The following is an 11,366-nucleotide window of genomic DNA, read 5'->3' on the forward strand; positions in this document are numbered from 1 at the left end:
GCGGCGCACGCCCCGGCGGAGCGGACGGCACACGCCCCGGCGGTGCGGGCGGCACACGTCCCGGCGGTGCGGGCGGTCATGACCGCACCTCCCCGGAGGCCTCCGCGCCGACCGCCGAGGGCGCGATGCGCACCAGCTCGCCCGGCCGGGCACCGGTGTCCGAAAGGACGCCGTCACCCGCGGAGTTGAGCGGCAGCCACACCACCCGGTCGGGCATCGCCGTGACCCGCAGCGGCAGCCGGACGGCACCGGCCGGTCCGGAGACCTCCAGCTCGTCGCCGTCCTTCACCCCGGTCTCGGCGGCCGTGACCGCCGACAGCCGGGCGACCGCCGCGTGCCGGGTGCCGGCCAGCGCCTCGTCGCCCTGCTGGAGCAGGCCCTGGTCGAGGAGGAGCCGGTGACCGGCGAGGACGGCCTCGCCCTCACCGGGCCGCGGCAGCGGACGCGCGGTCTCGGCGGGCGCCTCGGCCCGGGGGCCGTCCCATCGCCCGAGGCGGTCCATCTCCGCGCGTACGGCCTTCAGGTCGGGCAGCGCGAAGTGCACGTCGAGCGCGTCGGCGAGCATGTGCAGCACCCGCGCGTCGGACGGCGCCAGCCGCCGGGTCATCTGCTCGGGCTTGAGCGCGGCCTCGAACATCCGCACCCTGCCCTCCCAGTTGAGGAAGGTGCCGGCCTTCTCCGCGACGGCGGCGACCGGGAAGACCACGTCCGCCCGCTCGGTCACCTCGCTCGGCCGCAGCTCCAGCGAGACCAGGAAGCCGACCGCGTCCAGCGCCTCGCGGGCCCCGGCCGGGTCCGGCAGGTCCCGCAGCTCGACGCCGGCGACGACCAGGGCGCCGATCTCGCCGGTGGCCGCGGCCCGGAGGATCTGGCCGGTGTCCCGGCCGTAGCCGTGCGGGAGTTCGCGGACCCGCCACGCCTGCGCGGTCTCCTCGCGGGCCCGCGGGTCGGTGGCCGGCCGGCCGCCCGGCAGCAGCGACGGCAGGGCGCCCGCCTCCACCGCGCCCCGGTCCCCGGCGCGGCGCGGGATCCACACCGGCCGGGCGCCCGTGGCGGCGGCGGTGCGCAGGACGGCGGTCAGCGCGCCCGGCACGCCCGCGAGGCGTTCGCCCACGACGATCACCGCGCCCTCGGCGCGCAGCGCCTCGGCGGCCGCCGCGCCGTCCTCGTCCAGTCCGGTGCCGGAGGCGAGGGCGTCCAGCCACTCGGTCTCGGTGCCGGGGGCGGCGGGCAGCAGGGTGCCGCCGGCCTTGGCGAGGCCGCGGGTGGCGTGGGTGGCGAGGGCGAAGGTGCGCAGACCGTGCTTGCGGTGGGCCTTGCGCAGCCGCAGGAAGACCCCGGGGGCCTCCTCCTCGGACTCGAACCCGGCGAGCAGGACCGCCGGGGCGTCCTCCAGCCCGTCGTAGGTGACCCCGGTGCCGGACAGGTCCCGGCCGAGGCCCGCCACGGCGGCGGCCAGGAAGTCGGCCTCCTCGGCGGAGTGCACCCGGGCCCGGAAGTCGACGTCATTGGTGTCCAGGACGACCCGGGCGAACTTGGCGTAGGCGTAGGAGTCCTCGACGGTCAGCCGGCCGCCGGTCAGGACGCCCGCCCGGCCGCGCGCCGCGCGCAGCCCCTCGGCCGCGGCCTCCAGGGCCTCGGGCCAGCTCGCCGGCGCCAGGACGCCGTCGGCGCCCCGGACCAGCGGGGTGGTGAGGCGGTCGCGCTGCTGGGCGTAGCGGAAGCCGAAGCGCCCCTTGTCGCACATCCACTCCTCGTTGACCTCCGGGTCCTCGGCGGCCAGGCGGCGCATGACCTTGCCGCGCCGGTGGTCGGTGCGGGTGGCGCAGCCGCCGGAGCAGTGCTCGCACACGGACGGCGAGGACACCAGGTCGAAGGGCCGGGAGCGGAACCGGTAGGCGGCCGAGGTCAGCGCGCCCACCGGGCAGATCTGGATGGTGTTGCCGGAGAAGTACGACTCGAAGGGGTCGCCCTCGCCGGTGCCGACCTGCTGGAGGGCGCCGCGCTCGATCAGCTCGATCATCGGATCGCCCGCGACCTGGTTGGAGAAGCGGGTGCAGCGCGCGCAGAGCACACAGCGCTCGCGGTCCAGCAGCACCTGGGTGGAGATCGGGACGGGCTTCTCGTAGGTCCGTTTCCGCCCCTCGAAGCGGGACTCGGCCTGCCCGTGCGAGACGGCCTGGTTCTGCAGGGGGCACTCGCCGCCCTTGTCGCAGACCGGGCAGTCCAGCGGGTGGTTGATCAGCAGCAGCTCCATCACGCCCTGCTGCGCCTTCTCGGCGACGGGCGAGGTGAGCTGGGAGCGGACCACCATGCCGTCGGTGCAGGTGATGGTGCAGGAGGCCATCGGCTTGCGCTGGCCCTCCACCTCCACGATGCACTGGCGGCAGGCGCCGGCCGGGTCGAGGAGGGGGTGGTCGCAGAAGCGGGGGATCTCGATGCCCAGCTGCTCGGCGGCGCGGATGACCAGCGTCCCCTTGGGGACGGAGATCTCGATGCCGTCGATCGTCAGCGTGACGAGGTCCTCCGGGGGTACGGCGGCCTGTCCGCCGCCGGAGGGCGCGCCGGTCGTGACGGTCATGCGGTCACCTCCGAGGGGGAGTCGGCCCAGGCCGTGGACTTCGCCGGGTCGAAGGGGCAGCCCTTGCCCGTGATGTGCTGCTCGTACTCCTCGCGGAAGTACTTCAGCGAGGAGAAGATCGGCGAGGCGGCGCCGTCGCCGAGGGCGCAGAACGACTTGCCGTTGATGTTGTCGGCGATGTCGCCCAGCTTGTCGAGGTCGGACATGACGCCCTTGCCGGCCTCGATGTCGCGGAGCAACTGGACCAGCCAGTAGGTGCCTTCGCGGCAGGGGGTGCACTTGCCGCAGGACTCGTGGGCGTAGAACTCGGTCCAGCGGGTGACGGCGCGGACCACGCAGGTGGTCTCGTCGAAGCACTGGAGGGCCTTGGTGCCCAGCATGGAGCCGGCCGCGCCGACGCCCTCGTAGTCGAGGGGGACGTCCAGGTGCTCGTCGGTGAACATCGGGGTGGAGGAGCCGCCCGGGGTCCAGAACTTGAGCCGGTGGCCGGGCCGCATGCCGCCGCTCATGTCGAGGAGCTGGCGCAGGGTGATGCCGAGGGGGGCCTCGTACTGGCCGGGTCCGGCGACATGGCCGCTGAGCGAGTAGAGCGTGAAGCCCGGGGACTTCTCGCTGCCCATGGACCTGAACCAGTCCTTGCCCTTGTGGAGGATCGCGGGAACCGAGGCGATGGACTCGACGTTGTTCACCACGGTGGGACACGCGTACAGACCGGCGACCGCGGGGAAGGGGGGCCTCAGCCGGGGCTGGCCGCGCCGTCCCTCCAGGGAGTCGAGGAGGGCCGTCTCCTCACCGCAGATGTACGCGCCCGCGCCCGCGTGCACGGTGAGTTCGACGTCCAGCCCGCTGCCGAGGACGTCCTTGCCGAGGTAGCCGGCCTCGTACGCCTCACGGACGGCCTCGTGCAGCCTGCGCAGCACGGGCACGACCTCGCCGCGCAGATAGATGAAGGCATGGCTGGAGCGGATCGCGTAGCAGGCGATCACGATGCCCTCGATGAGGGAGTGCGGGTTGGCGAAGAGGAGCGGGATGTCCTTGCAGGTCCCGGGCTCCGACTCGTCGGCGTTGACCACGAGGTAGTGGGGCTTGCCGTCGCCCTGCGGGATGAACTGCCACTTCATCCCGGTGGGGAAGCCCGCGCCGCCGCGGCCGCGCAGGCCGGAGTCCTTGACGTAGGCGATCAGGTCGTCGGGGGTCATGGCGAGGGCCTTGCGCAGGCCCTCGTAGCCCTCGTGCCTGCGGTAGGTCTCCAGGGTCCAGGAATCCGGCTGGTCCCAGAAGGCCGACAGGACGGGGGCGAGCAGCTTCTCGGCGCTGGCTCCCCCGCCGGCCTCGGGCCTGCCCCCGTACTCGGTGGACACGGTCATCACTCCCCCTCCTCGGCGACGGGTCCGGCCGGGTTCTCCGGGTCGGACGCCGAGGTCTTCTGCGGTGCATCGTGCGAGCTGAGGTGCTCGGATCCGGGCTGCGGACGGTCCTGGGGCGCGGCGGTCCGGTCCTGAGGTCCGCCGGCGCCGGGCTCCGGGCGCTCCCCGGGGGCCTCGCCGCGCGGGTGGACGACGCGGGCGGGGGCGGCCTCGCCACGCGCCAGGCGGAGTCCGATGAGGGAGGCGGGGCCCGCGCCGCCGGTGGCCTCGACGGCACCGGGGCGCTCGTCGGGGAAGCCGGCCAGGATGCGGGAGGTCTCCTTGTATCCGCAGAGCGGGGCGCCGCGGGTGGGGCGGACCTCCTCGCCGGCCCGCAGGTCGTCGACGAGCCGCTTCGCGGACTCGGGCGTCTGGTTGTCGAAGAACTCCCAGTTGACCATCACCACGGGCGCGAAGTCGCAGGCCGCGTTGCACTCGATGTGCTCCAGCGTGACCTTGCCGTCCTCGGTGGTCTCGTTGTTGCCGACGCCGAGGTGCTCCTTGAGCTCCTCGAAGATCGCGTCGCCGCCCATGACCGCGCAGAGGGTGTTGGTGCAGACGCCGACCTGGTACTCGCCGGAGGGCTTGCGGCGGTACATGGAGTAGAAGGTGGCGACGGCGGTGACCTCGGCGGTGGTCAGCTCCAGCATCTCCGCGCAGAAGCGCATACCGGTGCGGGAGACGTACCCCTCCTCCGACTGCACCAGGTGCAGCAGCGGCAGCAGCGCCGAACGGGAGCCGGGGTAGCGGGCGATGATCTTTCCGGCGTCCGCCTCCAGCCGGGCGCGCACATCGGCCGGGTAGTCCGGTGCGGGCAGGTGCGGCATGCCCAGCGATACGTCCGTCATCGGTCGACGCCTCCCATCACGGGGTCGATGGACGCGACGGCGACGATCACGTCGGCGACCTGGCCGCCTTCGCACATGGCCGCCATGGCCTGGAGATTGGTGAACGAGGGGTCGCGGAAGTGGACCCGGAAGGGCCGGGTGCCGCCGTCGGAGACGACGTGCACGCCCAGTTCGCCCTTGGGCGACTCGACCGCGGCGTAGGTCTGCCCGGCCGGTACCCGGAAGCCCTCGGTGACCAGCTTGAAGTGGTGGATCAGGGCCTCCATCGAGGTGCCCATGATCTTCTTGATGTGGTCGAGGGAGTTGCCGAGGCCGTCGGGGCCGAGCGCGAGCTGGGCCGGCCAGGCGATCTTCTTGTCGGCGACCATCACCGGACCGGGCTCCAGCCGGTCGAGGCACTGCTCGACGATCCGCAGCGACTGGCGCATCTCCTCCAGCCGGATCAGGAACCGGCCGTAGGAGTCGCAGGTGTCGGCGGTGGGGACCTCGAAGTCGTAGTCCTCGTAGCCGCAGTACGGGTCGGTCTTGCGCAGGTCGTGCGGGAGGCCCGCGGAGCGCAGGATCGGTCCGGTGGCGCCGAGGGCCATGCAGCCGCTGAGGTCGAGGTACCCGATGTCCTGCATCCGGGCCTTGAAGATCGGGTTGCCGGTGGCGAGCTTGTCGTACTCCGGCAGGTTCTTCTTCATGGTCTTCACGAACTCGCGGAGCTGGTCGACCGCGCCCGGGGGCAGGTCCTGGGCGAGTCCGCCCGGCCGGATGTACGCGTGGTTCATGCGCAGACCGGTGATCAGCTCGTAGATGTCGAGAATCAGTTCACGATCACGGAAGCCGTAGATCATGATCGTGGTCGCGCCCAGTTCCATACCGCCGGTGGCGATGCACACCAGGTGCGAGGAGAGCCGGTTGAGCTCCATCAGCAGGACGCGGATGACGTTCGCCCGGTCGGGGATCTGGTCCTCGATGCCGAGCAGCCGCTCGACGCCGAGGCAGTACGCCGTCTCGTTGAAGAACGGCGTCAGGTAGTCCATGCGCGTCACGAAGGTGGTGCCCTGCGTCCACGTCCGGTACTCGAGGTTCTTCTCGATGCCGGTGTGCAGGTAGCCGATGCCGCAGCGGGCCTCGGTGACGGTCTCGCCCTCGATCTCCAGGATCAGGCGGAGCACACCGTGGGTGGAGGGGTGCTGCGGGCCCATGTTGACGACGATCCGCTCGTCGTCCGCCTTCGCCGCGGACTGGACGACCTCGTCCCAGTCCCCGCCGGTGACCGTGTAGACGGTCCCTTCGGTGGTCTCGCGGGAGGATGCTTCCGAGGTGCTCATCAGCTGTACGACCTCCGCTGGTCGGGAGCCGGGATCTGGGCGCCCTTGTACTCGACGGGGATGCCGCCGAGGGGGTAGTCCTTGCGCTGCGGGAAGCCCTGCCAGTCGTCCGGCATCATGATCCGGGTGAGGGCGGGGTGGCCGTCGAAGACGAGGCCGAAGAAGTCGTAGGTCTCCCGCTCGTGCCAGTCGTTGGTCGGGTAGACCGTGACCAGGGACGGGACGTGCGGGTCCTGGTCGGGGGCACAGACCTCCAGCCGGATCAGCCGGCCGTGGGTGAGCGAGCGCAGGTGGTAGACGGCGTGCAGCTCGCGGCCCTTGTCGTGCGGGTAGTGGACACCGCTGACGCCGGTGCACAGCTCGAAGCGCAGGGCCGGGTCGTCGCGCAGGGTGCGGGCGACGGTGAGCAGGTGCTCGCGCGCGATGTGGAAGGTGAGTTCGCCGCGGTCGACGACCGTCTTCTCGATGGCGTTCTCCGGGAGGAGGTCCTGCTCCTCCAGGGCGCCCTCCAGCTCGTCGGCGACCTCGTCGAACCAGCCGCCGTAGGGCCGGCTCGCCGGTCCGGGCAGGCGCACGGACCGGGTCAGCCCGCCGTAGCCGGACGTGTCCCCTCCGTCGCCGGCGCCGAACATGCCGCGCTGGACACGGATCTCCTCGCCGTGGTCGCCGCGCTGGCCGGGGAGGTTCTGCTCGGAGAGTTCCTTCTCGGGGTTCGGCTCGTCGCTCATCGCAGCAGCCCCTTCATCTCGATCGTGGGGAGGGCCTTGAGCGCCGCCTCCTCCGCCTCACGGGCCGCCTCCTCCGCGTTCACGCCGAGCTTGGAGGACTGGATCTTCTGGTGGAGCTTGAGGATCGCGTCCATCAGCATCTCGGGGCGCGGCGGGCAGCCGGGCAGGTAGATGTCGACGGGGACCACGTGGTCGACGCCCTGGACGATCGCGTAGTTGTTGAACATGCCGCCCGAGGACGCGCAGACGCCCATGGAGATGACCCACTTGGGGTTCGGCATCTGGTCGTAGACCTGGCGCAGGACGGGAGCCATCTTCTGGCTGACCCGGCCGGCCACGATCATCAGGTCGGCCTGGCGCGGTGATCCGCGGAAGACCTCCATCCCGAACCGGGCCAGGTCGTACCGTCCGGCGCCGGTGGTCATCATCTCGATCGCGCAGCAGGCGAGGCCGAAGGTCGCCGGGAAGACGGACGACTTGCGCACCCATCCCGCGGCCTGTTCGACGGTGGTCAGCAGAAAGCCGCTCGGCAGCTTCTCTTCGAGTCCCATGGGAGTGCCCCTTCGTCCCGTCCCGCTAGTCCCATTCCAGGCCGCCGCGGCGCCACACATACGCGTAGGCGACGAAGACGGTGAGCACGAAGAGCAGCATCTCCACGAGCCCGAAGATCCCCAGGACGTCGAAGCTGACCGCCCAGGGATAGAGGAAGACGATCTCGATGTCGAAAATGATGAAGAGCATCGCCGTCAGGTAGTACTTGATCGGGAAGCGGCCGCCTCCGGCCGGCACCGGCGTCGGCTCGATGCCGCACTCGTAGGCTTCAAGTTTCGCCCTGTTGTACCGCTTTGGGCCGATAAGCGTGGCCATGACCACGGAGAAGATCGCAAACCCTGCCCCGAGGGCGCCGAGCACAAGGATGGGCGCGTACGCATTCACCCTCCTCGCTCCTTCCAGTCGTCCTTGACCGTTGGACCGCACCGGGCAACCACATCGCCGCCTCGAAGATCGTGTACATGTGAGGCAGTTCACAAGCCCGACTGCCCCGCATCCTATGCCCGTCGGTCTGTGATCTGCGACACGGGGTCCGGCATCGAGTTTGTGATCTCCACCACCCGACGAAGGATCATGAAGCCACCGGAGCGGTGATCTTCATACACGAAGCTCACGGATGATCACCAGACGTGACATCCGATGGCGTTACCGCTGGTCGGGGCGGTTTCGCCACTACCAAGGGCTGGGCGGCGCAGGCAAATTGGCGATGGACGGGCTGTCGGTGATAAGGAAGGCGACCCTCACTCGACCGTGGGACGAACCGGACGCCGGTGGACGCGTGCACGCATTCACGAGCCGGCACCCGATCCGATCTTCATCATTCTGTGACCTGCGCCACTCGCTGGAGAGTTCAACAAAAGCGGGCTTGGCCAACGGTCGGCGCCGATGGTAGGCCTCCGGCAATTCGGACCTTTTATTCAAAGCCCATGATCACAGCCCTGATCACTTGCGTCCGTTTTGTCCGATACGGCGTCAATAAGGCCCGGGCGGGAGCGGATTCACAGGTTCCGGTCGTAACTGTGGCGCAACACACGTTTCTTGAAGGGAACCCGCGAGCCCTGATAGCGGTTGTTCTCATGTCCCAGACCGCTCACATACCGAGCCACCGGAAGCCCCGCCGCGGCTCGTCGAAAATCTCGATCCGCGCCGGAGTTGCCGGTGGCTTCCTCAGCACCATCGCGGTGGCCGGCGCCTCCGCGCCAGCGAACGCCGACCCGGTGACCGAGACCGTCGAGATGCCGGTCCTCACCTCGGCCGACCTCTCCGGGCTCTCCGCCCATGTCGCGCAGTCCGCCGCCGCCACGCAGGAGATCGCGCTCGACGCGGAACTGCGGGCGCAGGAGGACGCCGCCGCGGCCAAGGCCGCGAAGGCCGCCAAGAAGGCCAAGGCCGAGGCCGACCGCAAGGCCGAGGCCGAGAAGGCCGAGGAGCGGGCCCGCGCCGCCGAGGCGGCCGCCCAGGAGCGCGCCTCCCGCAGCTCCGAGCGCACCGCGCTCTCCACGGCCTCGGCTTCGGCTTCGAAGCCCGCCTCGTCCGCCCCCGCCTCGGGCTCGGCCGCGACGGTGGTCGCCTTCCTCAAGGCCCAGCTCGGCGACGCGTACATCATGGGCGCCACGGGCCCCAACGCCTGGGACTGCTCCAGCCTCGTCCAGGCCGCCTTCCGCCAGGTCGGCATCGAGCTGCCGCGCGTCTCCCAGGACCAGTCGGTGGCCGGCACCCAGGTCGGCACGTCCAACCTCCAGGTCGGCGACATCCTGTACTGGGGCGGCGCGGGCTCCGCGTACCACACCGGTGTCTACATCGGTAACGGCCAGTACCTCGACGCGGCCAACCCCAGCAAGGGCGTCGTGATCCAGGACCTCTCCGGCTACCCGGCGAGCGGCGCGGTCCGCGTCCTCTGAGACGGCGCGCCTCCGAGCCCGGCCGCTGAGGCCCGGCCGGGTCTGAGGCCCGGCACCGCCTCGTCTGCGACAGGGCCGCCGTCCCCGTGGTGAATCCCGGGGGCGGCGGCCCTTCAGCGCTCCGGTGAAGCCACGACCCACGCGCCACAGCGGGGTTATACGGACACTACGGCAACGACGACGATCCAGGTGCCGCGCGAAGCCCGTGACCACCTCGCCGAACTGGCGAAGGAACGCGGCGTCACGATCGGTCGGTTGGTCCAGTCCCTCGCGGAGGCCCAGCCCACCGCGGCCCAGCGGGCGGAGCGCCTGGCCAAGGACCGGGCGAGACGGTCCGGCAGGTCATCGGTCTGGACCTCAGCGACGAGGCGTTCGACCAGGCCCCCGATGTCCTCGGCACCATCTACCGGATGGCCGCCGCCAAGGCCCGCAAGGCACCGGGCTCCGACGCGTGATCATTCTCGACACCGCGGCCGCCCGGGCCCTCGCCTCGGGTCACAAGACCCTGAACCTGCTCGCCGGCAACATGGCCCGCACGCCGGGCGACAGTCTGCGGGTGCCGGCTCTCTGCCTCCTGCAGGCGGAAGCCGCGGACGACAACGCGACGCAACGCCTCCTGGCCTTCTCCTCCGTGGTCGTCGAACCGCTGGACACCGTCGCCTCGGTCACGGTCGGCACCATGGTCCGGGACGGCTACGGCGGCGCGGACACCTGCCACGCGCTCTACTGCGCCCTGCCGCGACCCGAGTTCACCGGCATGCCGATCCTGCTGACCGGCGACGAGGACCGGTACCCGCTGGGGGGCGTCGCGATCGACATCAACTCCCCGGGCATGCTCGGCTTCTCCTGACCGGAGGGGGTCGCCTCCGTGACCGGGCCGGCATCGAAGAGGCCCTCGCTCCAGTTGCCTCTCCGGCTATTGTCGACCAACGTCGACGGAGGCGCGTCGCTCCCCGGGGAGCTACTCGCCGGGGAGCCCTGCCCTTGACCTCATCGGCAACACTCGCCACTGCCCGACAAGACGTGCAATCAACCTGAGTAGGCGGCCGGTCCGCGACCGGAGCATCCCCGTCCGCTGACGTTGCACAGCGTCGACTACTGCCGTTCAAAAGCAATCCGAGCCCTCATCGTCGACCTCACTGTCGATGAGGACTGATGGATCTCACACAAATTTTGGCCGATCAGAGTGTGCGGCTGACGAGATTCACGCGAAGCAGCGACAAACAGATTCTCCCGTCGGTGACCAAATCGCGCACCTCAACTTCTCGATCATTTTCGGATTGAATTTAAATTGATCACCGTCCTGCGAATCCGAGATCGCAAGCGCGAACCCGCCCCAGTACCTCATTGCAGCCGCAGCCTCCACGGGAACCGTGTTATCGGAAGAGAATTCTCCACCGACCGAAAAAGGGATCCTGGGGACGAGTCGATGCCCAGGAGGCAATGATCCATTCCGCACCTGCCATTCACGACCCACTGAGTACCCAGTGACATAATTCCAGTCCTCGATAACACCATCCTGCCAACTCGCGATATCTTCAGAGAATTTACAGAAGGCAGCCGTCTCGAGACGTTACGCAGAACTCCGGTCATCAGCGTCCACAGGCACGCGCGCCGCAGTCACTACGCCAGAGAACGAAACCTCCACCACAATCCGATCACCGGGAGAATAGATCCAGAGTTCCGGCACAGATTCCGTGATCTCTGGCAGGTGAGAGATAGAGGATTCGAGCCCCATCTCCACACTCGGAACTGCCAGGCTCTCCCAGAAGAAGATTAGGCTGTCAGCTTTCGGGGCGAACTGCTGAATTACGGTGCTCAGCTCGATGGAATCCGACTCCATCGAGCAGAGCACCAAATCATCAGCCACTGCGCCCCATTCGATCCCACCATCAGAGTTGCGCGGGTAACGGCTAAGGCTTTCACGCTCGTACTGGAGATGCTGTACCAGGCTCAGCAACTGCACCCCTGGCTGCCCAACCCAAGTCAGCCGTCGATCACCCTGCTGATCTGCACGAACCACTCGGACCA

Annotated in this window: 10 protein-coding genes; 2 read left to right on the plus strand and 8 right to left on the minus strand. The window is 69.7% G+C overall.

Going from position 1 to position 11,366, the window contains the following annotated elements:
• Positions 1 to 76: 76 nt before the first annotated feature.
• From C593_RS0112295 to C593_RS0112325, 7 genes are read right to left on the minus strand one after another with little or no spacing between them, the layout of a single operon-like run.
• A complete protein-coding gene (locus C593_RS0112295) occupies positions 77 to 2,581 on the minus strand; it encodes an NADH-quinone oxidoreductase subunit G (RefSeq protein WP_018847586.1) in 2,505 nt (834 codons plus the stop codon).
• Entirely contained in the window at positions 2,578 to 3,948 is a 1,371-nt protein-coding gene (nuoF, locus tag C593_RS0112300; protein ID WP_018847587.1) for an NADH-quinone oxidoreductase subunit NuoF, read from the minus strand. Before nuoF ends, C593_RS0112295 begins: the two co-directional genes overlap by 4 nt.
• Positions 3,948 to 4,835: an NADH-quinone oxidoreductase subunit NuoE gene (gene nuoE, locus C593_RS0112305; protein ID WP_026277611.1), complete on the minus strand. Its 888-nt coding sequence runs from the start codon at positions 4,833 to 4,835 to the stop codon at positions 3,948 to 3,950. Before nuoE ends, nuoF begins: the two co-directional genes overlap by 1 nt.
• Positions 4,832 to 6,154 (minus strand): NADH-quinone oxidoreductase subunit D, encoded by a 1,323-nt coding sequence (locus C593_RS0112310; protein WP_018847589.1) that lies wholly within the window; start codon positions 6,152 to 6,154, stop codon positions 4,832 to 4,834. Before C593_RS0112310 ends, nuoE begins: the two co-directional genes overlap by 4 nt.
• Positions 6,154 to 6,882 (minus strand): NADH-quinone oxidoreductase subunit C, encoded by a 729-nt coding sequence (locus C593_RS0112315; RefSeq protein WP_018847590.1) that lies wholly within the window; start codon positions 6,880 to 6,882, stop codon positions 6,154 to 6,156. The genes C593_RS0112310 and C593_RS0112315 overlap by 1 nt, the downstream gene beginning before the upstream one ends.
• Entirely contained in the window at positions 6,879 to 7,433 is a 555-nt protein-coding gene (locus C593_RS0112320; RefSeq protein ID WP_006133126.1) for a NuoB/complex I 20 kDa subunit family protein, read from the minus strand. Before C593_RS0112320 ends, C593_RS0112315 begins: the two co-directional genes overlap by 4 nt.
• Before the next feature lie 25 nt (positions 7,434 to 7,458).
• A complete protein-coding gene (locus C593_RS0112325) occupies positions 7,459 to 7,818 on the minus strand; it encodes an NADH-quinone oxidoreductase subunit A (protein ID WP_018847591.1) in 360 nt (119 codons plus the stop codon).
• A gap of 692 nt (positions 7,819 to 8,510) precedes the next feature.
• Between C593_RS0112325 and C593_RS0112330 the strand changes: the two genes are divergently transcribed.
• Positions 8,511 to 9,335, plus strand: coding sequence for a C40 family peptidase (locus tag C593_RS0112330; RefSeq protein ID WP_026277612.1), 825 nt, complete (start codon positions 8,511 to 8,513; stop codon positions 9,333 to 9,335).
• A gap of 451 nt (positions 9,336 to 9,786) precedes the next feature.
• Entirely contained in the window at positions 9,787 to 10,185 is a 399-nt protein-coding gene (locus tag C593_RS0112335; protein WP_018847593.1) for a hypothetical protein, read from the plus strand.
• Between the two features lie 723 nt (positions 10,186 to 10,908).
• Here C593_RS0112335 and C593_RS0112340 read toward each other — a convergent pair.
• Positions 10,909 to 11,295, minus strand: coding sequence for a hypothetical protein (locus C593_RS0112340; RefSeq protein ID WP_158686833.1), 387 nt, complete (start codon positions 11,293 to 11,295; stop codon positions 10,909 to 10,911).
• Positions 11,296 to 11,366 lie beyond the last annotated feature (71 nt).

The organism is Streptomyces sp. CNT372, assembly GCF_000377145.1.

What these genes read in the sequence shown, in the direction of transcription:
- C593_RS0112295 (WP_018847586.1), bottom strand. Translation starts at nt 2,581, where the DNA reads ATGACCGTCACGACCGGCGCGCCCTCCGGCGGCGGACAGGCCGCCGTA.
- nuoF (WP_018847587.1), bottom strand. Translation starts at nt 3,948, where the DNA reads ATGACCGTGTCCACCGAGTACGGGGGCAGGCCCGAGGCCGGCGGGGGA.
- nuoE (WP_026277611.1), bottom strand. Translation starts at nt 4,835, where the DNA reads ATGACGGACGTATCGCTGGGCATGCCGCACCTGCCCGCACCGGACTAC.
- C593_RS0112310 (WP_018847589.1), bottom strand. Translation starts at nt 6,154, where the DNA reads ATGAGCACCTCGGAAGCATCCTCCCGCGAGACCACCGAAGGGACCGTC.
- C593_RS0112315 (WP_018847590.1), bottom strand. Translation starts at nt 6,882, where the DNA reads ATGAGCGACGAGCCGAACCCCGAGAAGGAACTCTCCGAGCAGAACCTC.
- C593_RS0112320 (WP_006133126.1), bottom strand. Translation starts at nt 7,433, where the DNA reads ATGGGACTCGAAGAGAAGCTGCCGAGCGGCTTTCTGCTGACCACCGTC.
- C593_RS0112330 (WP_026277612.1), top strand. Translation starts at nt 8,511, where the DNA reads ATGTCCCAGACCGCTCACATACCGAGCCACCGGAAGCCCCGCCGCGGC.